At 60.0% G+C, this 22,363-nt stretch carries 20 protein-coding genes; 7 read left to right on the top strand and 13 right to left on the bottom strand.

What is annotated here, in order from left to right; translation table 11 throughout:
- The first annotated feature begins 126 nt into the window (after window positions 1-126).
- Window positions 127-660: a hypothetical protein gene (locus AC1RR7_RS06590; protein ID WP_096820282.1), complete on the top strand. Its 534-nt coding sequence runs from the start codon at window positions 127-129 to the stop codon at window positions 658-660.
- A 48-nt stretch (window positions 661-708) separates the two neighbouring features.
- On the opposite strand, the gene AC1RR7_RS06585 is transcribed toward AC1RR7_RS06590, so the two are convergent.
- The 7 genes from AC1RR7_RS06585 to AC1RR7_RS06555 all read right to left on the bottom strand — a co-directional run bounded on the left by AC1RR7_RS06585 (window position 709) and on the right by AC1RR7_RS06555 (window position 8,102).
- Window positions 709-1,635, bottom strand: a complete 927-nt coding sequence (locus AC1RR7_RS06585; RefSeq protein WP_493156728.1) for a GNAT family N-acetyltransferase — start codon at window positions 1,633-1,635, stop codon at window positions 709-711.
- On the bottom strand, window positions 1,635-2,750 hold the full coding sequence (locus tag AC1RR7_RS06580) for a phenylacetate--CoA ligase family protein (RefSeq protein ID WP_493156726.1): 1,116 nt from the start codon (window positions 2,748-2,750) through the stop codon (window positions 1,635-1,637). Before AC1RR7_RS06580 ends, AC1RR7_RS06585 begins: the two co-directional genes overlap by 1 nt.
- Window positions 2,747-2,869 (bottom strand): hypothetical protein, encoded by a 123-nt coding sequence (locus AC1RR7_RS06575; RefSeq protein ID WP_493156724.1) that lies wholly within the window; start codon window positions 2,867-2,869, stop codon window positions 2,747-2,749. The genes AC1RR7_RS06580 and AC1RR7_RS06575 overlap by 4 nt, the downstream gene beginning before the upstream one ends.
- The gene (locus tag AC1RR7_RS06570) at window positions 2,853-5,303 is read right to left on the bottom strand and encodes an aldehyde dehydrogenase family protein (protein WP_493156722.1); all 2,451 of its coding nucleotides are present in this window, start codon (window positions 5,301-5,303) and stop codon (window positions 2,853-2,855) included. Before AC1RR7_RS06570 ends, AC1RR7_RS06575 begins: the two co-directional genes overlap by 17 nt.
- Window position 5,304: 1 nt before the next feature.
- The gene (locus tag AC1RR7_RS06565; RefSeq protein WP_493156720.1) at window positions 5,305-6,435 is read right to left on the bottom strand and encodes a LuxE/PaaK family acyltransferase; all 1,131 of its coding nucleotides are present in this window, start codon (window positions 6,433-6,435) and stop codon (window positions 5,305-5,307) included.
- A gap of 9 nt (window positions 6,436-6,444) precedes the next feature.
- On the bottom strand, window positions 6,445-7,698 hold the full coding sequence (locus AC1RR7_RS06560) for an MFS transporter (RefSeq protein ID WP_493156718.1): 1,254 nt from the start codon (window positions 7,696-7,698) through the stop codon (window positions 6,445-6,447).
- A 263-nt stretch (window positions 7,699-7,961) separates the two neighbouring features.
- Window positions 7,962-8,102 carry a hypothetical protein gene (locus AC1RR7_RS06555; protein ID WP_170929569.1) on the bottom strand — a complete coding sequence of 47 codons (141 nt, stop codon included), beginning with the start codon at window positions 8,100-8,102 and terminating at the stop codon, window positions 7,962-7,964.
- Window positions 8,103-8,259: 157 nt separating this feature from the next.
- Between AC1RR7_RS06555 and AC1RR7_RS06550 the strand changes: the two genes are divergently transcribed.
- Entirely contained in the window at window positions 8,260-8,448 is a 189-nt protein-coding gene (locus AC1RR7_RS06550) for a hypothetical protein (protein WP_096820288.1), read from the top strand.
- Window positions 8,449-8,466: 18 nt separating this feature from the next.
- On the opposite strand, the gene AC1RR7_RS06545 is transcribed toward AC1RR7_RS06550, so the two are convergent.
- Window positions 8,467-8,844 (bottom strand): fe2+ zn2+ uptake regulation protein, encoded by a 378-nt coding sequence (locus AC1RR7_RS06545; protein WP_085731113.1) that lies wholly within the window; start codon window positions 8,842-8,844, stop codon window positions 8,467-8,469.
- A 298-nt stretch (window positions 8,845-9,142) separates the two neighbouring features.
- On the opposite strand from AC1RR7_RS06545, the gene pvdQ reads away from it, so the two are divergent.
- Window positions 9,143-11,485: a bifunctional acylase PvdQ gene (gene pvdQ, locus AC1RR7_RS06540; RefSeq protein WP_493156716.1), complete on the top strand. Its 2,343-nt coding sequence runs from the start codon at window positions 9,143-9,145 to the stop codon at window positions 11,483-11,485.
- Window positions 11,486-11,542: 57 nt separating this feature from the next.
- Here the strand turns inward: pvdQ and AC1RR7_RS06535 are convergent, their stop codons facing one another.
- On the bottom strand, window positions 11,543-12,544 hold the full coding sequence (locus tag AC1RR7_RS06535) for a FecR family protein (RefSeq protein ID WP_273540265.1): 1,002 nt from the start codon (window positions 12,542-12,544) through the stop codon (window positions 11,543-11,545).
- A gap of 153 nt (window positions 12,545-12,697) precedes the next feature.
- Here AC1RR7_RS06535 and AC1RR7_RS06530 point away from each other — a divergent pair, with 153 nt between their 5' ends.
- A complete protein-coding gene (locus AC1RR7_RS06530) occupies window positions 12,698-12,967 on the top strand; it encodes a PepSY domain-containing protein (protein ID WP_102621347.1) in 270 nt (89 codons plus the stop codon).
- Between the two features lie 64 nt (window positions 12,968-13,031).
- Here AC1RR7_RS06530 and AC1RR7_RS06525 read toward each other — a convergent pair whose 3' ends face one another.
- Window positions 13,032-17,846 (bottom strand): dermonecrotic toxin domain-containing protein, encoded by a 4,815-nt coding sequence (locus AC1RR7_RS06525; protein ID WP_493156714.1) that lies wholly within the window; start codon window positions 17,844-17,846, stop codon window positions 13,032-13,034.
- A 188-nt stretch (window positions 17,847-18,034) separates the two neighbouring features.
- Between AC1RR7_RS06525 and AC1RR7_RS06520 the strand changes: the two genes are divergently transcribed.
- A complete protein-coding gene (locus tag AC1RR7_RS06520; protein WP_102621346.1) occupies window positions 18,035-19,066 on the top strand; it encodes an Ldh family oxidoreductase in 1,032 nt (343 codons plus the stop codon).
- Window positions 19,067-19,123: 57 nt separating this feature from the next.
- On the opposite strand, the gene AC1RR7_RS06515 is transcribed toward AC1RR7_RS06520, so the two are convergent.
- A complete protein-coding gene (locus AC1RR7_RS06515) occupies window positions 19,124-19,441 on the bottom strand; it encodes an ElaB/YgaM/YqjD family protein (RefSeq protein ID WP_096820293.1) in 318 nt (105 codons plus the stop codon).
- Between the two features lie 153 nt (window positions 19,442-19,594).
- On the opposite strand from AC1RR7_RS06515, the gene AC1RR7_RS06510 reads away from it, so the two are divergent.
- Window positions 19,595-19,849 (top strand): hypothetical protein, encoded by a 255-nt coding sequence (locus AC1RR7_RS06510; protein ID WP_007957535.1) that lies wholly within the window; start codon window positions 19,595-19,597, stop codon window positions 19,847-19,849.
- On the opposite strand, the gene AC1RR7_RS06505 is transcribed toward AC1RR7_RS06510, so the two are convergent.
- Window positions 19,850-20,764, bottom strand: a complete 915-nt coding sequence (locus AC1RR7_RS06505) for a LysR family transcriptional regulator (protein WP_102621345.1) — start codon at window positions 20,762-20,764, stop codon at window positions 19,850-19,852.
- A gap of 84 nt (window positions 20,765-20,848) precedes the next feature.
- Between AC1RR7_RS06505 and AC1RR7_RS06500 the strand changes: the two genes are divergently transcribed.
- Window positions 20,849-21,772 (top strand): carbon-nitrogen hydrolase family protein, encoded by a 924-nt coding sequence (locus AC1RR7_RS06500; protein ID WP_493156711.1) that lies wholly within the window; start codon window positions 20,849-20,851, stop codon window positions 21,770-21,772.
- On the opposite strand, the gene AC1RR7_RS06495 is transcribed toward AC1RR7_RS06500, so the two are convergent.
- Entirely contained in the window at window positions 21,762-22,319 is a 558-nt protein-coding gene (locus AC1RR7_RS06495; protein WP_493156709.1) for a GNAT family N-acetyltransferase, read from the bottom strand. The two genes, AC1RR7_RS06500 and AC1RR7_RS06495, sit on opposite strands and share 11 nt — an antisense overlap.
- Window positions 22,320-22,363 lie beyond the last annotated feature (44 nt).

The following is a 22,363-nucleotide window of genomic DNA, read 5'->3' as shown; positions in this document are numbered from 1 at the left end:
AGAATGTACAAAATTTGTAAAAAAGTGAAAAACAGATTGGTGACATCAGTTTTCCGGCCGATACTCCGGGCAACTCAAGACGTTCCACAAGGATATTTTCATGTTCTTTTCGCAAGGAGCACGCTCATGACCGTTGGTTATACCGGCGCGTGGCAGCCCAAGGCAGGTTTGCTGGTTCGAGACGCAGGGAGCTCGGGCAAACCGGTTTCTCAAAGCGTGAAGGTCAAGCAGATGCTGGCCCTGGTCGGCAACGACCCCACCGTTCTCAACACGGCGGAAATGGACAAGCAGCGTTTGCACAAGAACATCAAGGGGTTCGATCCGGAAAACGTCACTCCCAAGCAATTGGGCAAACTGACTGACTTCCTGCGCAGCCGGGGCCTCATTTCCGAAGTGACCTCGATGACGCTGCTCAATGCCGGTGACAAGTTCGATCGTTTCGGCATTCAGAAAGACCCGGATGCCAAGTTCAATGCGCTGGAATATTTCGCCACGCAACTGGACACCATCAACAACAACAGCCTCAAGGGCAACAAGTACGCCAATACGTTGATCCCGGAGTACAAGAAAGCCATTTATGTGCTGCAGAGCCTGAAAACCTACGGACAGGGCGGTGAACGTCCGCCTCCGACCGACAAAGGCGTCAGCGCCAAGGCTTGATCGCGTAAAACCAGGCCCTCCGATGCGCAGGGCCTGGGCATTCTTGCGTTACACGGACGATGATGGCTTGGCAATGAGCGATTGCAGGTCGTCATGCAGCCGCTGCATCTGCGGGCAAATCAGCGTCAACGCCGGTGGCCTGGCGCCACGATGAAACAACGCCAGCCAGCCAGCTCCTCTCTCATCCGGCACCAGCCCGGTGAACACGAATCCCGCCGTCGTCAGCAAGTGAAAAGCGCTTGCGAATTCCTTTGCCAGCCTGAGCCTGACTGAAATGAGCCAATGCGCCGGCAGTTCCTGCAACTGCTTGAGCAAGCCGCCATCGATCTCTTTGAAAATGCCTTCATACCGGTTCAATTGTTGTTCCAGCTGCACCGGTTCGCCCACCCAGGGCGCGGCCTTGTCCTGTGTTCCGAACATGCTGCACATCTGCCTCATGAAATCCCGGCAGCTTTCGGGCCACGCCTGGGTCGGGAGCGGACGTCGGTTATCGTCGACAGGCGTGTAACCGATGACCAGCGATTCCCGCGCCGAGGCATTGAACGGAGACGGGACATGGTCGGGCAGCCATCCGACACTCTGAAAGCCGAGACTGGCTGCCATGCGCTGTGTGTAGGGATGGCCGGTGACCTGTTTGATCGTCACGCCCCGGTATCCCAGGGCTTGCGCATGAATCAACAGCTGCCGTCCCAGGCGGGTGGCAATGTTCTGACCTCGGGTTTCAGGGTCAACCACGCTCAACGCCAGCTCGGCGATGTGCGATCCCTTGGCACGAATCAAGGTCGCGTGTCCCAGCATTTGATCTTCGGCGACGGCGACCAGAGAGTGCCAGCGCCCCAGCGCATGGTTGCGATCAATCATGCAGGGCAGATAGACGTGAGGCTGGGCGTAAAGATCGCCGTAGGTTTTTCGGAACAGGTTGCTCACGGCCACAGCGTCGCTGTTGCGGTAACTGCGCAGGGTAACTGTTTCCATCAGCGCTGTTCCATGGGCGGGCTGTCGTAGACGCGCAGATCCAGTACGCGCTGGCGTTTGCCGGAGCGCGGATGGCGTGACAGGTCCTGAACCGTGCAGCAGTGAATCTCCACGTCCAGCAAGTGATCGGCATTGAGTTGTTCGATCAACGGGTAGTGTTCAATCAACGCGTGGTGCAGCCTCCGGTCGGTGTCTGCCGAAGCAGGTTGCTCAGCCTCCGGAGCCCATTTCAGGCGCAGGATATCTTTCGTTCCGGCCTGTTCGATCACCAGTTGCCAATCGTCACTGCCGGTGAGGCGTTGCACCGTATCGCCGATTTCATCGGGCAGCAGTGTCAGGATTCCCACCCTGACTCGCTGGCTGTCGGCGCTGCGGCCCATCAGCGCGAATTTGCGCGCGGGCGTTCGGTTGAGCTCTCGCCAACACGCACGATCGCCGACCGGGTAACGAATCAGCGGCATCAACCGCCGGGTGAGATTGGTCATCACCAGGCGGCCTGTGCGATCGCATTCTTCGATTACCTCACCGGTTTGTTCGTCGAGGATCTCCAGCACGCTGTGGCCCTGCGCCATCCGGTGTTCACCCAGGGCGCAGTCGCGATGACTGGCGCCGATAAAGCCGGCATCGACGCTGGCATACCCCATGGAGGCGACGCGTACATTGGGGAACACCCGGCCGAGCAGTTGCAACTGTGCCGGGAACAGGCTTTCACCGCCGTAGAGCAGGCATTCGATGCACTCCAGTCGGCGTCCCTGATGTTCCAGCCACGCGGCGAAGGTCAACAAATGCGCCGGTACACCGGCCAGTACATTGATCCGATGCCGGGAAATCGAATCGGCCAGCACGGTCGAGTCGACATGACCGGTGAAAGGGAACTCCACGACGCCCGGCTGAACGTGGGCCAGCGCATCGTGAGTGAAGATGAAACTGGCATACAGGTCGCCGACAAAAAACAGGTTGGCGACCTGATCGCCCTTGTTCAGTTGCCCGGTGAGGCTGCGACCGAAATCCTCCACCAGCGTTTGCCATTCCCGCCGCTCGAAGACCGACAGTTTGCCATCGCTGGTGGTCCCTCCGGTTTTGAACACCAGTGCGTTGCCCAGGCTTGCGGTCAATACCGGCCAGCGGTCAGTGCCGTTACCTGCTCGGGGACGCTGGCAAAGTGGCTGGCGTAAAAGCTTGAATGCTGACGCGCAAAAGCGACCAGCTCCTGCAATTCAATCCTTGGGATCATGGTGTGCTCCTTGCAGAACGGAGGAGGCGCGGGCTCCTCGGTTATCGATCAGCAGCGGCGTCTTGCCGCTGTGTTTGTTTCGGGTGAACCGGTCGATGGCGCAGACCTGCGCGTCCACTGTCAGCAGCCCGGTCTGCACAAGGGTTGCCAGCGTCGGGTAACCCAGCAGTCGGCGATGCACGTCCTGGGGTTCGAGCGCACTTAGAAATTTCATGCATTCCAGTCCGTCGGGGGCATGTTCGAGGATCACCTGAAACTCGGTCTGCAGGTGCTGCGCCAGTTCCGAGAGGCAGATGAAATCGGTGCCGATGCGCACCAGCCTGCCGTGGCGCTGAAGCAGTTCGAAGCGCGGCGTCTGCAGACCACAGCCACACCGTCCGGGCACCCAGCGGCCGCTGTCGCCGACGTCATAACGCTGAACGTCCTGACCTTCTCGAGCGAGGGAGGTGAACACCAGGCGACCGGTCTCGTTGTCACGCACTGGCTGGTCGGTTTCGAACGCGACAATTTCCAGGTGCTGGATATCGCTCAAAAGATGAAACACACCGTCGCCGGTGGCTGAACAGGCGTGACCGAGCGGGCCGGCGTCGACACTGCCGTAGATCGCCGAGCGGATCAGGCTGACGCCGCAGTCTTGCAGCAACTGCCGGCTCTGCTCGCCGAGGTGTTCGCCGCCGAGAAATACTTTTTCGACCCCGCCATAGTTGCGCAGACGCGTTTGTTCGTTGAGGAACAAACGGTGCAGGGTGCTTGGCATGCCGATCAGCGTGTTCACCTGCTGATCGACGATCAATTGCGCAATCTCCCGGTAGTCATCATCGGCCGGGGCACCCATCGGCAGGTGAGTGACGTCCAGTTGCTCCAGTACTTTGGAGAAACTGAAAAAACCGCCATACAGACCGCCACTGAAAAACAGGTTCATCACCCGGTCCCGACGTGGATCGAGACCCGCTGCAAACAGACCATCGGCTGTAGCGCGCATCTGTTGGCGAAAGTCCCGATAACTGAAACCAGACAAGGCCGGCACGCCGCTGCTGCCGCCGGAACGGAAATACAGTTGGGCCGAAGCGTTGATCGGGCGGGCGATGAACGCTTCCTTGCTCATGATCGGCAGGTTCATCACACAGGGCGCAATGCCTGAGCCATTGAGCGTGGCGTGGGAGGGCAGTTTTGTCGGCGACAGACTGGCCGAGACTCGCCGGCTCAGGCGTTGCAGGGCATAGACGCCGTCGTGAGGTTCGCCGTCGTAGCCATCGTGAATCGCTTCCGTCGGAGCAACGCGGGTGACGCCGGCGGTGATCAGCAGCTGTGAAAGCTCTGCAATCTGCTGCTCCGGGCAGATCAGGGCGCAGCTTTGCAGCACGTTTCGCCATGGCATCAGGGTCTCGATCACCCGTGTGCGCGGCAGTGGCTTGAGCAGCAGGCTGCGAAACAGTGGCGAAGGCTTCAATGGTCGGTCATGGGTCCAGATCACCCGCCAGCCCGGTGCTGTCCAGACCTCGCCAGCCACTTCGGCGAAACTGTGTGCGAGCCTGGCCATGGCGGTGTCGGTGGTGATTTGCGAGGTTTCCTGAATCGTTGGCAGCAATGCCGGCCATTGTCCGGCGCGGCGTTCGAATGCTTTGGCCAGACCCTCACCGACACCGCGCAATACGGCCTCATCGTCGCTGTCCACCAACAACCATTGCGGGCTCGAGCACGCTTGCTGATCGAGTCGGCAGACTTCGTCCACCACGGCGTCGAGCGCCTGAGGCGAGGCGGCGTCCGGTGTCAGATAAACGAAGCTGATGCGATGTCCCCAATCGATCCAGCGGCATCCGGCGGGGATTTGCTGGCGAATCGCTTGGAGTGCCGATTCGCCGCCCCAGGCCGAGACACCGTTGGCCCATTGGCACAGCTGGCCGATTTGCGCGGTGGTCGCCGGAACGACAGCGACATGCCCTGCGAGTTGGCCGCTGGGGTCGCATTGCGTCAGCGCGTGGAGCAATTGCGCGGTCAGCCCCTGATCGCTGCTGCTGGGGCGCAGCCAGGTGACGTTGCCGGCCAGCAGACTTTCGATCACAGCGCAGAACGCCAGAAGTGCCGCGTTGCCGGGGGTGATGTGGACCACCAGGCCCAACGGGCTCCAGCATTCGAAACGTGGTTGGCGATAATCGAAGCGCCGCAGTGTAGCGGGTTGATCGCCAAGCTCCCGTTCGAGTTTGCGCCGCAGACCTTGAGGCTGGCAGAACTCGATCAGTGAGTCGCGTTGTTCGGCGTCGAGCGGCAGGGTCAGGCTGATGTCGCCCAACCGAAGGGCGAGCGTGGCCGCCGCATGGATGACCGTCTCGCGGTGCAGAGGCGAGCTCAGGCGTAGGGGCAGGGCCTGGCGCAACTGATCCAGTGCGGTATCGAATCCGAAGTCAGCGTGAAGTTGTCCATTGATCAGGTACATATCAGTGCCTCCCCAAGAGTTCGGACGCCGCCATCGCGCAGCTTCTGCCGGCGGTGGTGGCGGCGCGGCCATGCAGTTCGAACCAGTCGCTGTCCAGACCGCAGCTGCAGCTTGCGCCGGGGTGCAGGGTGGCGAGGTCGCTCATGACCACCGCATGGGCGGGGCTCGAAGAAATGTAGGGCGAGACCGCACTCAGTAACCCCGGCCGACCATAGGGCAGGACGGTGAAATCGGATGGGCTACGCACAAATACCTTCGAATAGACCGGAACATGGAAGTGATGGTGAGCGCATTCGAGGTAAGGCACCGGATGCTCGACCGCACCGTAACCGTCGCGGCAGCGGGCGATGTCGATTCCCAATTGCTGGTGGATACGCTCGTAAAGCTTCCGGCGGGGGATCTCCTGCGCGGCGCTGGTTTTCCAGCCGCCGCCAAACAGCGCCAGGGAGTCAGCTGCCAGTTGCAGATCGGCCACGCCAGTGGTCTGCATGCGTTGCAGGGTCTGCCAGAGAAATGCAGGAAACCCGAAGATTCGCACCGGCAGGCCTTCTTCGGCAAAAGACTGCAACGCCGAGATGACGCCAAAGCCATCGAACTCGTGACCGTCACCGGTCCGACGCAAGGCATACACCACGCGGTTGACCGGAGCGAACCGGCACAGGAACTGGTCGGTGAACGACGTTCCCAAGGTAATGCTGGCTTCAGGCTCGTAGCTCAGGAGCAAGTAGTTGCACGGCGTTTGCGGACTGTCCCAGCCATAGTGGTGGAAGATCCGTTCGACCATGTATTGGGCGGCGGCCAGACTGCGTTCGTCATAACGCATGCGGCTTTTCTCGCCGCTGGTGCCTGACGATGTCAGTTCCAGTGCGTCTGCACCGGTCGGGCTGAGCAGTTGTTGCTGTTTGAAGAAACTGGCGAAGATCGGTGGCAGTCGCGACCAGTCGTCGAGGCTGTCCAGATCCGTCACGGTCAGTCCATTGGCGTTCAACCAGTGTTCATACCCGGGGGTGTGTTCACTGTGAAAACGGCTGATTTCGGCCATGGCCTGATCGAAAAACCCCGCCGGTACGGATTCCGGGCAATAGGGTTGCGACAACGCACAGAGCGCGTCGCTGTGGGGGAAATGGAACATCAGGCGTCCTTATTGATGTGTCGAGGAAGCGGTTTCTGCCGGAGGTTCACGCAGAAACCGGTACAAGAGAGGCAGGCTCAGCAGCCCGCCCAGTGCAGCCCAAAGGGCGAAGGACTCGAGGCGGGCACCGCCGACGATTACCGCGATGAGCGAACCGCCGGTGCCCATCACTGCAATCGAGATCATGCCCACCGCGGCAGAGACCAGGCCTTTGCTGTCATCGCTGGAAAACAGCGCCAGTCGATACAGTGCGGCATTGCTCATGCCCAGCCCCACGGCGTACAGCGCGAGGCCTGAAATCAACAAACCAAGGGGCAGGTCTGTCAGAGCACCCGCCAGCAGGGTCAAGAGCCCGAGGCAAAACGGCCAGAGCGCCAGGCGAATCAACTGCACCAATTCGCGCGAGGTCAGCAAACGGTCGAGAATCAGATTGCCGACGATGACCGCCGAAAAGATCGGTATCTGCCACAAGGCGTATTCACGCGTGGACAAGGCAAGCCGCTGGATCAACAGCAGGGGCGAGAGCCCGATCCACGCTATCAACGGCAGGCTCATCAACCCGAGCGCGAGGCTCGCGCCGAGGAACCTCGGGTTGCGCAGCAGGGCCAGGTATCGACGAAATGTCTGTCGCAAGGACAACGGAATCGGCGCCTGCTGGCCGCCGTCTCGGCGAACGATCCCGATGGTTTCCGGCATGCAGACGTAGAGCCCGGCCCACGCGATGGCAGCGACCAGGCCCAGGGCCAGGAACAGTTCGCGCCAGCTCAGCCATTCCAGCAACAGGCTGCCCAACAACGGGCCAAGCAGCGGCGACAGCAGCGCAACGTTGCCCAGCAGCGCCATGAGCCGCACGGCATCCGCCTCACAGAACACTTCCTGGAGCGCGGGATAGCTGACAGCCACCACGAATCCCAGTCCCATGCCTTGCAGAAGCCGTAATGCATTGAAGGCTTCAATGCCGGGCGTGGCGATTGCAGCCAGACAGGTCATCGCAAAGAGCGCACAACCGATGAGCAACAAGGGGCGCCGGCCAAACCGGTCGGACAGTGGTCCGATGAGCCATTGCAGGCAGACGCCTCCGAGCAGGTACAGGTTGAACGCGTTGGGGATATGCCGTGGATCAGCCTCGAGGTCTGCGGTGACGTTGAGCATGGCCGGCATGATCATGTCGCTGGCCATGTAGGTCAGCCACTCGAACAGCGTGATGGCCAGACAGAAGCCAAGCGTTTTTAGTGGCGGGATATCGATGAGTGTTCTTTGCATGCGCTTCCATGGCCTTCAAAGGGGAGAGCGCAAAGGGTAGGGGCGAGAGGTGGATGTTCCTACGCCGCCGCTGCGACGTGGTATGTCGCAGGTTTGCAGGGTATTGCCGAAGGCGGATTGCTTACTGCTGCGGGTGAAATGTCCGACATTTTGATAGGGGATATATACGGAAAATGCCCACATCATCGTGGGCATTTTTTACGGGTGCTCAATCAAATGTTGCATTTGAAGAAGCGGATATGAGAGTTGTTCGAATGTCGGATTTATCGATGTTGGTAGTAGCCTGGTCCGGGCGCGCCATAATAGCGATGGTCGCCATGCCAGCCGCCGTGGGGGAAAATGATACAGCCGCTCAGCGTGAGCAGCGCCAATACAGGAATCAGCCAGGTGATTCGACGCAGCATTTCAAAAGTCCTCATGGTTAACGCCGCATGGAGCCAAAGCTCTTCATCGGCTGTAACATGAGACCCCGTTTGCAGCGGCGCATCCCCGTGACACGGTATGCCCATGGCATGAAAGCCGATACAAACCCGATACATTTCAAAGTTTCAGGAATTCGCAATGACTCAGTCGCAACGTTTGAAATACTCGATTCTGATCGCCCTCACCGTACTGGCGATCATGTTCGGCCTGTCCTGGATGCAGAACGCCGGGATGATCAGCGAAAAAGTGTTCCAGTACATCGCCATTGGCGTGGCGGTGGTCGTGGTGGTGATCAACGGGGTGATGCGCCGCAAGGTCAAACCCTGACGGCGCTCCAGAAGGGGCTCAATCGCTATTGAGGACGGCGGCAGCCTGTGGATGCAGGCTGTAGCTCTTGTCGGCGTTGAAGGTGATCACGCCTTCGGCGCACAGGCGCTTCAACACTTCGCGCACGCTGAGAAAAGACAGCGGAATGCCCAGTTCCAGCAATTGGCTGTGGACACCGCGCACACCCAGACTGCGCTCGCTCTGAGCGGCGACCAGCAAGGCATCGATGACTTTCAGGCGAATCAGGCTGGTGCGCAGGCCGAAGCTCTTGAGCAGCAGTCGAATACGTTCATTGCCGTGGCGCTCGGCTCGTTGTCCGAATACGCTGGCGTGCGAACCCATGGAAGCTCCTTGTGGTGCCTGGCTACCGTCCGATGGTAGTTGCGGGTTGTACATGCGATTACTCCTTTTCAGAGCCTGATCAGGAAGGGTTACGGGTGCTCTCTCTAAACAAGACGTATCAGCCCGACAAATCATGAAGCGGAAAATGTAGAAAATTTGTCGTTGATTCGTCCTTTCTCCGTGATCCGGGCTCGAAACGGGCTTGTGACTGACTAAATTTTTCCCCCCGGCTTCGTTTTCTGGAAAGGCTCATTGCGCGTGGACGCGTGGGTGATTTCAGGGCGTAGCCGCTGCGCACGTATTCGAACAGGGTGCGCGGCTGCGCTCTTGGGTATTTCGATCAGGAGCGAGCGTGATTATTTCCAGGCAGTTAACCGGACTGACCCTAGCCGGCATGTTTCTCGGGCTGAGTCTGTCGGCGCATGCGTTCAGTCCTTCCACCCAGGCCGGGGCCGATATCCGTCGCACGAGTTTTGGTGTGCCGCATATCCGCGCGGAAAACGAACGCGGCCTCGGATTCGGCATCGGTTATGCCTATGCGCAGGACAATCTGTGCCTGCTGGCCAACGAAATCGTGACCGTCAACGGCGAACGTTCGCGGTACTTCGGGCCGGATCAGCTCACCGTCGAAGAGCGCGAAAACCGCGTCAGTGACGTGTTCTTCCAGTGGCTCAATACCCCGCAAGCGGTGAATGCCTTCTGGCAGGCGCAGCCGGTCGAAGTCCGAGATCTGGTGCAAGGTTATGCCGCCGGCTACAACCGGTATCTGGCCGAGCGCCGCCAGCAAGGGCTGCCGCAACAGTGCCAGGGCGAATGGGTGCGCGATATTGCAGCCGAAGACCTGGTGAAGCTGACGCGTCGGTTGCTCGTCGAGGGTGGCGTCGGTCAGTTCGCCGAAGCACTGGCAGGCGCCACGCCGCCACAAGCCACTGCGCAAAACGACAGCCACGCCCGCGCTTATGACCTCGCCGCCGCACGCCTGCAACGCTTCGCCCTGGACCGTGGCAGCAACGCGGTGGCGGTGGGCAGCGAGCGTTCCTTCAACGGCCGTGGAATGCTGCTGGCGAACCCACATTTTCCGTGGGTCGGCGGCATGCGTTTCTATCAGATGCACCTGACCATTCCCGGCAAACTGGATGTGATGGGTGCGGCGCTGCCGGGGCTGCCGATGATCAACATCGGTTTCAACCAGCACCTGGCCTGGACCCACACGGTCGACTCGTCCAAGCACTTCACTTTGTATCGCCTGCAACTCGATCCGAAAGATCCAACCCGCTATGTGCTCGATGGGCAATCGTTGCCGCTGAACAAGCAAACGGTGACGGTGCAGGTCAAACAGGCGGACGGGCAGGTGACGCCGGTATCGCGTGATATCTACAGCTCGCAATTCGGCCCGATCGTGCAGTGGCCGGGCAAGCTCGACTGGGACCATCAGTACGCCTACAGCCTGCGCGATGCCAACCTCGACAACGACCGGGTGTTGACGCAGTGGTACGCGATGAACCGTGCAGGCAACCTCAAGGATCTGCAGGACTCGGTGCACAAGATTCAGGGTATCCCGTGGGTCAACACCCTGGCCGTGGATGACAAGGGTCAGACGCTGTACATGAACCTGTCGGTGGTGCCGAACGTCAGTGCCGCCAAACTGGCCAAGTGCAGCGATCCGCGTATCGGCCTGAAAATGATCGTGCTCGACGGCGCCAACAGCGCCTGCGCCTGGGACATCGATCCGCAAGCCGCGCAAAAAGGCATTTACGCGTCCAGTCAATTGCCGCAATTGTTGCGCAAGGATTTCGTCCAGCACTCCAACGATTCGGCGTGGCTGGCCAACCCGGCGCAACCGCTGACTGGTTTCTCGCCGCTGATCAGCCAGGAGGGCCAGCCACTGGGGCTGCGCTCGCGTTTTGCACTGGATCGTCTGGCGACCCTGAGCAAAAAAGGTTCGGTGTCGGTGCAGGACCTGCAACACATGGTGATGGATGATCAGGTGTTTCTGGCCGCTCAAGTGCTGCCGGATCTGCTGAAATTCTGTGCATCGCCAGGCGGCGCCGAGGCCGCGTTGAAATCGGTGTGCAGCGGTCTCAAGGCCTGGGACGGTCGCGCGAACCTGGATTCGGGAATGGGCCTGGTGCATTTCCAGACCATCATGCAAGCCTTGCAGGAATCGCCGGATGTCTGGCGCGTGGCGTTCGATCCGAAGGACGCGCAGCACACGCCGCGCGGACTGGCGACTGAAAAGCCCGAAGTGGCCAAGGCGTTGCGCGAAGCGATGCTGGCGTCCGCCGAATCGGCCAGCAAAATGGGCCTGACCGCACAAACCCGCTGGGGTGATGTCCAGGTGGTCAGCAGTGGTGGTCAGCAGACGCCGATCCATGGCGGGCCAGGGACATTGGGCATCTACAACGCAATCCAGAGCGTGCCGCGTGAAGACGGCAAGCTGGAAGTGGTCAGCGGCACCAGTTACCTGCAAGTGGTGACGTTCGACGACAAGGGGCCGCACGCTCAGGGCCTGCTTGCGTTCTCGCTGTCCAGCGATCCCGCGTCGAAATACTCGCGGGATCAGACAGAAGCCTTCTCGAAGAAACAGTGGAGTGCACTGCCTTTCACCGAACAGCAGATCAAGGCTGACCCGCAGTATCAGGTGCAAAGTGTGCGTGAAGAACTGGATAAAACGGGGAAAGTGGCGGCGCAGTAATCAGTCGTCAGGATGTTGCGACAGCCGTTGAAGGCCGCCCCCGAAAAGGGGCGGCCTTCAGCTTTTTGGGGGTTGCTGCGGCATCGGGTTGATCACTGGATTGCCGTCCCTGTTGCGGGTGATGAACACCGGCAGGACTTTGGGCATCGAGCCGGCGAAGCTGTTGAGCTCCTTGATGTTGTAGATACCACCGACCCGGATCGACCCCGTGGCGCTGTCGGCCAGCATCAGCGGTTTGTCCAGGTAACGGTTGATCAGCGGCAGGGCTTCGTTCAGCGCCAGGTTGTCGAGAATCAACTTGCCGCTGCGCCAGGCCAGCGAGGTGTCGTTGGCGTAGGTCTGGCTGATTTGCGGCATGTAATCGCCGTGTTTGTAGCGAGCCTGCATCGAAGGGCCGAGGCGCAGGCCATCGCCGGATAACTGAGTGTTGCTGGTGACCAGCACCGAACCTTCAACCAGGTTCACTTTCACCTGGTCCTCATACATCCAGACATTGAAGCGAGTGCCGGTGACGCGAATCTTGCCTTCGCCAGCCCTGACGATAAACGGATGGTTCAGGTCATGGCTGACTTCGAAAAAGGCTTCGCCCTTTTTCAGGGTGACACGACGCTCGTCCTTGTAATTGCTGAAGGTCAGATCGGTATTGAGGTTCAGCTCGACCTGACTGCCATCGCCCAGGGTGACGTGGCGGACATTGTCGGTGGCAGCGAAATGCTGATAGCTGTTGGGCAACCAGCCCAGATTCCATCCCGTCCAGGCTGCCAGTGGCAACGCCAGCGCGCAAACGGACGCTGCTACCGCATATTGACGCCAGGTCCGGGCCGGTGGGCTGATCGGTACGATCACCGCTGGCTCCGGGCGCGGAAGGTGTTCGGCGACATCCCAGATTTCCAGCATGGCCTCGTATTCGAACGCGTGCAGCGGATGCGCATCGCGCCATTGCTCGAACGCCAGCCGTTCCTCGGCGGTGCAGTCGACGGCGTGCAGGCGCATGCACCAATGCGCAGCGGCATCGGTGATCGCATCGTATTCGGCTTCGGAGAGGGTGTTCTGGGTCATTGACTCGTCCTGATTTCCGGCATTCTAACCTTGAGGGCAAGGTGCCGAGAACATCCGTCATGGCAATTGCCCATCAAAGTGGAACTTATTTTTCACTCGGGCGCCCAAAAAGCAGGACATCCGATGAGCACTATCCACAAATGGAGTGAAAAAATGATCAAAAGAACCTTGGCCGCTTTCGTTGCGACAGCCAGTCTTCTGAGTGCCGGTGTGGCGCTGGCCGACCGGCCGGGCGCCGGATGGATCACCATTGAAAAAGCCATTGAAATCGTCAAGACCAAGGCCGGGTATGTCGAGGTCTACGAGATCGAAGCCGACAACAACGGCTACTGGAAAGGGGAAGGGCGCAAGGCTGACGGTGTGGTGTATGAATTCCGCATTGACGGTGCATCGGGCAACGTCTTGCGTGACCAGAAGGACTGATTTCGGACAGGGTGATCCATTATAAAAATGCGCAGGTGTCGAGCCTGCGCATTTTTTGTGCGAATCACGGCGCGGGAACGGAATCCAGTTGCCGGCCGACTTCGCAGATCAACAGGGCGATCGAGTCGGCGTTATGCAAGATGACACCAACACGGGCGTCCGATGAGTTCTGATCCATGAACGCATTGCGTGCTGCGTTCATGGTAGTGCTTTGCGTCTGTTTGAAGATTTCCGCCGTGGTGGTCGCCTTCTCCGCAATTCTGTCGAAGTCGATCCAGGCCTTGCTGCCAGCGTCCCATTCCGCGAACAATTGCGCTCGCGGCGTGGCCAGTGACAGCGCCATTCTTCGTTCGTCTTGCAGGTCCTGGAACAGGTTGGCACCCTCAGGTGTGGCCGGTGAAATCAGGTCAGTAAACGGCTCGCGCCCCCTGACCGTTGCAATGTCCCATGCATTGCTCAGTTGATGGGCCATCTCGTGTATGAGGGTTTCGGCTTGTGCGTGGCCGTCGATATCAAATCCCTGTGCCACGACGGGCAGGTAGTCGTCCAGTTCCTGATCAAAAAAATGCTGGGTGAAATGGACTTTGTTCTTCTGATCGCCATCAAGAACAAACGCGATCACGTCGTGGAACCATCGGGTCGAGCCGACAATGAAACGATCGGTATTGAGCAAATCATCAGTCGGATCCACCAATGCATTGCAGATGGGCACGATCGCCGTTTTTATCCTGGACAGGATCTGTGTCGTGACGCGCGGTACATCAAAAAACTCCATGAGAAACCGGTTGACCCTTCCTCCGGGCACGACATTGATGTCCAGAATGGCCAGGTTATGCAGGCAGTTGAACGCATAGTCCCGGGCCATCGCGACTGCACGCCCGAGAATCCGGGCTTTTTCGGGGTATCGCCGAGTGATTTCTCCCATACCGTGCGCTTCGATATTGAGCATCGTGCGACGCATGCGTGAGTACTTGTCGTGTTCGATCATTTTGGAAAAGGCTTTGCCGAAGTGAACGGTCTGGCCTTTTGTGATCTTCACCATTCGTGAATCAGTCTTGAGCAGCGTCGGGCCGCGCACTGCATCTTTTACCAATTGCCAGTGCGGACCGCTTTTGACAACCTGGTAAACCTTGCCGTCCACCGCCGCATAGCTACGGTTGTTCGACACTTTCTGGTAGACGCCTTGCGTCGCGCTGTAGGCGAGATCCTTGAGTGCGACATCCGTTGCTTCGAAAGGCTGCAGCAGCGTGCGTTGTGGCGAGGTCGATTCAATCTCGGCCAGGCTCGGGGCCGTGATCTTTTCGACTGTTTGAGTACCGGTGGCGACTGTCTGCTCGCTGGTGTCGGCACCCAGCGCGCGCTCGGCAGCCATCTCGGGCATCATGCCGACAAGCACCATCTGCTCCGCGCCATCGATGAAAGACCTCAGTGCTTTTTTCCAGTGATGATTCTGCAATGCCTCGGCCGAGTCCTTGAAGTCCTCATAGGCTTGCCAGAGGAAGCGCACATAGGCGAGTTTGCCCTGCAGCATGTCCGAGGCCTGTTTGATCCCGTCACTGAACAGGATCCTGGCGTTTTCCCAGTCGGGCTGGCCGTCGCTGTCTTTCTGTGAGCCGAGCATCTGCGTCAACAACTCAAGGTTGTCCTGGTACAGCTGCTTGAGCAGGTTGTCTGCAATCGGCACATTATCGAGGGTGATTTCGCTGATTTGCCCCACCGTGGAGGCCAGCAGGCTGCGGAATGTCGCGCGGTGCGCCTCAGGCAAGCGGCGCAGCAGCAGATTCTGCAGAAATCCCGGGATATTCAGCGCCGCAATCAACGCCTTTTCATCGACGAATTCGTGAAAGGCCTGTTCGGCATACGGCGCATAGAGCACCAGCGGTCCCTTGTGGCCGGTGCCAGGTGCGAAGACGTACAGCCCGCAGGCCTTGACTGCGCTGGCGTTGGCTGTCTTGATCAGGGACAGCGCACACGCGATGGCGTGTGCGCCTTCGACGGCTGCGCGCGCGAGGGTGTCAGGCATGTCCAGGACCTGACGGATGTAGCTGAATGCGGTCTCGGACAAATGCTGCTGCAGTTTCAGTGCGTGGGCATGTTGCAGTAACTGCCAGGGCAACTGACGAAAGAAAATCTGCTGCCGGGCCAGACCTGCGACGGTGGTTGTCGCCAGTGCATCACTGACTGTCTTGCTGTAGGTGGTGGGAATCGCCAGCGACTGCAGCAGTTGCGTGACAGCACTTTGATCGAGCCCCTTGGGCAATGCACCGGTGGTTCTCGAAGTCACTTTGAATCCGGTGCCTTGGGCAACGTTAACGTGATTCAGGGCAAACTCGACCAGGTTGCGAGCCGGGCCGACCAGGGCAAGGTTGGGGGTAATCTGGATGTCACGGGGATTGAGCGAACTTTTCGGGAAGCGGCTGTCGAGCAGTGATTTCAAGGTCTGTTCGACATGGCTGACCAGCGTCGGAATGCCCGTCAGGTAATCCTTGTCATCGACGACACTCTGGTGCCACTGCTCCATGAGTTCGATGTGCAGTTTCTGCTCCGCGGCCGGCGCCATGCCCAGCCAGGCCGGGTAGGTCTGCCGTGCAGCGATCGCCTGCGCATGCGCGCCAGCCAGTTTCAGGTTGGTGTGCAAGACCGAATCGCTCAGTTGCGTCAGTGCCTTGTTACGGCTGGCCGTATCTTTGACGCGTGTTCTCACCTGCTCACAACGACCCAGAAAGTGCTCGATGGTCGATTGCATGCGATTGTGCAGTATGTTGTCTTCTATGAACTGGAACACGCCGAGCGTGTAGTACCGGTGAGCTTGCGACTGCGCAGGCAGGATGTTTTCCAGCAATGACAACCGCTGCGTGCGGTGTTGCAAACGTTGGCTGAGTCGGTGCCGCGCGACCGCGACGGTGTCGAACACTTCCAGTCCGAGCGCGGGCGTCCATAACACGGCCCGCCCGGAGTGTTGGGAATCGAGGCCGCCGCGTTCGGTCATCAGCAGACAATGGGCGAGCGGCACCAAATCCTGGGTGCCGGCAACTTCGAGGGTGAGCGAATAGGCGTCCGGGCGAAAACCCTCGATCGCATGTCTTGACGCACGTGTCGGCTGGTCGGGATTGATCACCGTATTGACGATCGCCTGGACTGAAGCGGGCAACGTGCCGTCCAGCGTGCGGAGCCGGGCTTCGCCGGTCACTCCGGCAAACCAGGCGTGGGCAAGGCTGGCCTTGTGTTTTTCAAGATACGGTCGCTGGACGTCTGCGGTCGCCATAGGTTGTGTTTTGAGCATTGCGGCAAGCGGGGTTTCAATGCTGGTGAACGTCTTGATCGCCGCGCGCGCCTTGTCTGCCAGCACCAGGGAGGGCTGCTGGCTGCCGGAGACCACCGGGTACGTGCTCCAGCGGCCCGCGCTGTCCAGTTCCTGCAAACGCCCATGGACCATGGAGCGGATGTCCAGGCTCTTGTCGAACAGGGCATGCAGATTCACGACGCCATCGCTGTGGCGATACACCTGAAAGGCATACTCGATGTTTTGTCGCAGCTTGGTGATGATCCGTTCGAAAAGGATTTTGAAGACGTCACCGACGATCCGGTCGCCTGAAACCTGCGGCTGATCGAGGCCCAGAAAACGATTGCGTTCGTCCAGACTGAGCAGACCGTAGAGTTCGTCTTCATGCCCTTTGGCCATGAACTTGCTCTGCAACGTCTGTTTCAGATCGTTGTAATCGGTGAGCACTTGCAGGCCTTGCACTGGCGTGTAGAGGAATGCGTCGGGGCCGCTGATCATCAGCGAGCCGGCCAGTTCGACGTAGTTGGCTTCGTGTTCCCACAGACGCACGGTTTCTGTGAATGGACGGTGCGGGCCGTCTGCGCTGGGGCTGATCAACTGATGCAGTGCATTGAACTGCGGTGCATCGATGATGCCCGTTTCACGTTTGACCATCCATTCGGCCCGGGCCTGGTCCTCCAGAACGTCGGCAAAAAACGTGCGACGCGGCGAGCCGTCAGCGGACGGCGCGTCCCAGTACGTTTCCAGTTGCCGAAACAGCAACACCGGCAATTTGCTCGAGGCACTGGTGACGGCGTCTTCCCATTGCTTCTGGTCATCTGTCTTCACCTCTCTGCCGGGGTTTGCATACTCGCGCAAGGCGTTGCCCGGCCAGCGTTGGTGGCGGTAATGCAACAGGACCGCGTCGCTCAGGCTCATGGAGTCGAGCCAGTGTTTTAGCGTGCCGTCGGTTTTGTCGCCGGCCACGTAAAAACTGACGCGCGTACGGCTTTGCTGCAGGGATCCGAAATGCGCCTCGAGCAGTTCATCCAGTGCGCTGTCGAGCATGGGGGTGAGCGTCGGCAACTGTTTGAGCTCGTCACGCATCGCGTGCGCATTGAGCACTTGACCTTGTTTAAACGAGTGACGCTGTTCGTCGAAGACATCGCCGTCGATCAGGCTGAATGTCACTGAAATGCGTTCTGCATCCAGCAGTCGCTTGCGCTGCACCAATGCCAGAAACGCGAACAATTGATCCTGGTCGTCGGGGTTGTTCAGGCGGTATTCCAACTGTTGCTTGAGAAGGGCCCGGTTGAGATGTTTCTTGATGCCGCCGTAAGGGGTGTAGAGGAAAAGACCCTTTTCGTCTTTGTCATCGGGTGTCTCGCTCAGCACAAAAGCCCCCGGCAAAATCAGCGGGGTCTGGTCTGTAACGTTGAGCAGAATGCGTTCGGCGCGCATGGATTGCCGGTTACGCAAGGCGTCGGTGGACAGTTTTACGTGAGCGAGCCAATTGAAATCCTTCTCCACCAGACCGTGGGTCTTGCCCAGTTCTGTCCAGAGTCCGGGTGAGTTGAAGGTTTCGGGGAATAACAACGGTTTGGTCGGTGTCGCCATGGTTGAGTCTCGCATGGGTGGGCGTGTGCACGCACCGTGGGTCGAGGCTCAAGGCTAAAACTGACAATCGACGCGCGGGTGGTAGATAAATAACGCGGGGTTGACAGGCAACCGGCCAGCCGTGGTTAATCCTCTGGCGGGTTGTTCGTTCGCTGTTGTTCCCTCCAATAATTACTCTGGAGCTTCAGATGTCTGCGCCACACGATCATGCGGTCTCGTCCACGGTGTCCCTGGATGAGCTGACTCACTTGCTGGAAACGATTTTCATCCGTCACGGCACCTCGACCGAAGTCGCCAGAACACTGGCCGCCAATTGCGCCAATGCCGAGCGGGACGGTGCTCACAGCCATGGCGTTTTCCGGATTCCCGGTTATGTCTCGACCCTCAACAGCGGCTGGGTCAACGGCCAGGCCGTGCCGAAAGTCGAGGACGTGGCCTCAGGGTTTGTCAGTGTCGATGCCGGCAACGGTTTTGCCCAACCTGCGCTGGCGGCGGCGCGTCCACTGTTGGTGGAGAAGGCCCGCAGCGCCGGGATCGCGATATTGGCGATCCGCAATTCCCATCACTTTGCCGCGCTGTGGCCGGACGTGGAGCCTTTCGCCGACGAAGGCCTGGTGGCGCTGAGCGTGGTCAACAGCATGACCTGCGTGGTGCCCCACGGCGCCGATCGGCCGTTGTTCGGCACCAACCCGATCGCTTTTGCCGCACCTCGGGCCGACGGTGCGCCGATCGTATTTGACCTGGCCACCAGCGCCATTGCCCATGGCGACGTGCAGATTGCAGCACGCAAAGGCGAGAAGTTGCCGGCGGGCATGGGCGTGGACAGCCTGGGCCAGCCGACCTGCGACCCGAAAGCGATTCTTGAAGGCGGCGCGTTGCTGCCGTTTGGCGGACACAAGGGCTCGGCGCTGTCGATGATGGTGGAGCTGCTCGCCGCCGCGCTGACTGGCGGCAATTTCTCGTTCGAATTCGACTGGAAGAACCATCCCGGCGCCAAGACTCCGTGGACCGGTCAGTTGCTGATCGTGATCGACCCGAGCAAGACCGCCGGGCAGAGCTTCGCCGAACGCAGCCAGGAACTGGTCAGGCAGATGCATGGGGTAGGGCTCAAGCGTTTGCCGGGTGATCGGCGGCATTTGCAGCGCGCCAAATCACTGGCCGAAGGCATTGTGCTGGATGGGCAGACCCTGGCGCAGTTGCGTGAGCTGGCAGGCGAGTGACGTTTTACCGGACATGAAAAAGGCGAGCCGCAGGGCTCGCCTTTTTTTTCGCTGCGCTCAGCGGCGGCCGAGCAACAGACCGACCACCAGACCGAAACCGGCGGAAATCGCCACGGTCTGCCACGGGTGGCCACCAATGTAGTTTTCGGTGGCGTCCACCGCCGGTTTGGTGCGGTCACGCACGCTGGACACAGAATCCAGCGCCTGCTGCAATTTCAGGGCGATTTGTCCGCGCAGAGTCTCCGCTTCTTCGCCGACCAGTGAGGCACTGCTTTTGAGCAGTTTGTCCGACTCTTCGATCAGAGCCTGGAGTTCGCTGAACGCTTGATCCTTGATTTGGTCTTCAGCGGCTTGAACGGCGCTTTTGCGGGCCATTGGGTGACTCCTTGCAGGTGAATGGACAGTGAACAATGGAGTGTGGCGCGGCTTGAAAAGTTGCAGCGAATTTCTCTCAGGAAGAAAAACCAGCGCCGGAGATTTCCGTCCAGCGTGTAAGATGTCGCCATTTCATGCAGCAGGTAATTCCCCATGAGTTTCAATCTGGCCGACAAATCCCTCGCAGAGCGCGCTGCGCTGGAAGACGAGAAATCCCGACTGTTCGAACTCTGGCAGAACAATCTGGGCAAAGCCAAGGGCGAAGCCGCGCGATTGTTCGGCGAGCGCTCCAAGCGCAAGGGCAAATGGGCCGAATTCGTGCGCGCCGAACTGGACGGCATGTCGCCGCCGGAGTTCGCCAACATGGTGCGCAGTGAAGTCAACCGGCTGATGGCGGCCAACAAGTAATCATTCGGTCTTGAAACTGGCGACAATCGCTTCGCGTACTTTCAATACCACCGGGTCGATCTGGGTGTTGGTGCGCCAGCCCAGCTCGATCGGATAGCGTGGCAGCGCCAGCGGGCAGGGCAGCAGTGCCAGCCCGCTCATTGAAGCAATCGCCTGTGCCGCATGGGTCGGGATGGTCGCCACACTGGCGCTGCCCTTGAGCAGATGCGGCAACGCCGCAAAATGCGTGGTCGAGGCGCAGACCCGGCGAGTCAGCCCCAACGCGGCCAGCCCTTCATCGGTGATCCCGATAAAACCACCCGAGGACACCAGAATGTGCTCCCGGGCGACAAATTCCTCCAGAGTGATCTGCTGCTGACCGGGCGCAAGGCTCGCCGGGTCCACCAGACACGCGTAACCGCCTTCACCCAACACCTGACGGCTGAGCAGCCGTTCGGCAAACCCGCCGGCGGTGATCGCCAGGTCGATGCTGCGCTCCATCAAGGCCCGGGCGACGATCTGGCTGTGGGTCTGGCGGAAGATCAGACGCAGCTTCGGCGCTCGGCGGGCGATCTCTTCGATCAGGCGTCGGCCGTAAGCAATCTCGAAATCATCCGACAGCCCCACGGTGACCGAGCGGCCGTCGTAATGATCGGCGGTCGGGTCGACCATCGCCAGGCTCTGCCGACACTTGTTCAGCGCATCACTGACCACCGGTTTCAACTGATTCGCCTTGAGCGTGGGCGCCAACCCTCGACCAGTGCGCACGAACAATTGATCGCCATAGACCTCGCGCAACCGGCGCAAAGCCGCGCTGACGGCCGATTGCGTCACGCCCAGACGCAACGCTGCGCGGCTGGCGCTGGACTCTTCATGCAGCGCTTCGAAGACTTTCAGCAGGTTGAGATCGACAGTGGCGATATTCATTGTGTTCATATCATTCAGCAGTGAGTCGGGCTTTATTCATGATCCCGTGGCGCCGGAGAATGAGCAACACCTGAACTTCACGGAGTGACCACCATGCCCAAATCAATCGTTGCCGCCCTGCAGATCGGCGCTTTGCCCAGTGGCAAGGCTGACACCCTGGAACAGATCCTGAGCTGGGAAAGCGCGATCATCGAGTCCGGCGCAGCGCTGGTGGTGATGCCCGAAGCGTTGCTCGGCGGTTATCCGAAAGGCGAGGGCTTTGGTACGCAACTGGGTTATCGCCTGCCCGAAGGGCGTGAGGCCTACGCTCGTTATTTTGCCAACGCCATCGATGTGCCGGGCGCGGAAACCGAAACGCTGGCCGGGCTGTCGGCGCGAACCGGGGCCAACCTGGTGATCGGCGTGATCGAACGAGCGGGCAGCACTTTGCATTGCACCGCGCTGTATTTCGACCCGCAGGCGGGGCTGGTGGCCAAGCATCGCAAACTGATGCCCACCGGCACCGAACGGCTTATCTGGGGCAAGGGCGACGGTTCGACGCTGCCGGTGCTTGACACTCAGGTCGGTAAACTCGGCGCAGTGATCTGCTGGGAAAACATGATGCCGCTGCTGCGCACGGCGATGTACGCCAAGGGCATTGAGGTCTGGTGTGCGCCGACTGTGGATGAACGCGAGATGTGGCAGGTCAGCATGCGCCATATCGCCCATGAAGGGCGCTGCTTTGTGGTCAGCGCCTGTCAGGTCCAGGCTTCACCAAATGAACTGGGCGTTCAGATCGCCAACTGGCCGGCGGACCGGCCGCTGATTGCCGGCGGCAGCGTGATCGTCGGGCCGATGGGTGATGTGCTCGCCGGGCCTCTGCGCGGCGAAGCCGGATTGCTCACCGCCGAGATCGACACCGAAGAACTGGTGCGGGCCCGCTACGACTACGACGTGGTCGGCCACTATGCACGGCCCGATGTGTTCGAGTTGAGCGTCGACGAGCGGGCGAAACCGGGCGTGCGCTTCACGGTTTGACGGACTGTCGGCGCCGCCATTCTTCACGGGTGATTTCCCAGATTTCCCGTGGGAAACGTCCGCCGACGAAGTTGTCCTCATCGGAGCGGACCAAGCGCATGCCAGTGCGCTCCGAGAGCTTTCGCGAACCAAGGTTCGGTGCGGCTTTCGGCGCGCGCAGCACCGGTTGATCGAGGGTTTCGAACCAGTACCGGGTGACGACTTCGCTGGCTTCGGTCATCAAGCCCTGGCCCTGCCAGGCCGGGGCAAGCCAGAAGCCACGGTTGTCGTCCGGCCCGATCATCAGGCTGATGTTGCCGATCAATTGCGCCGGTGCCGACTTGAGACGGATCGTCCAGTGCCACTCTTTGCCCGCCGCAATCGCCGGCAGCGCAATGTCCCGCAGGTAGGTGAGGGCGCCGTCGTCCGGATACGGCCAGGGCACGAAGGCGTTCAGATAACGCACCACTTCCCAGTGGGGAAATTGCTGCTGGATGGCCTCGGCGTCCGCCAGTTCAAGCGGACGCAAGATCAGCCGTTCGGTGTACAGCGTGGGGGTGTCTTCCATAAACCTGCGGCTTCCCTGTTTCTGTCAGTGAGCCGTGCAGGCTA

The organism is Pseudomonas sp. GW821-FHT11G12 (genome assembly GCF_058808055.1).
The sequence above is the reverse complement of the archived record's forward strand: the minus strand, read 5'-3'. Positions and strand labels throughout refer to the sequence as shown.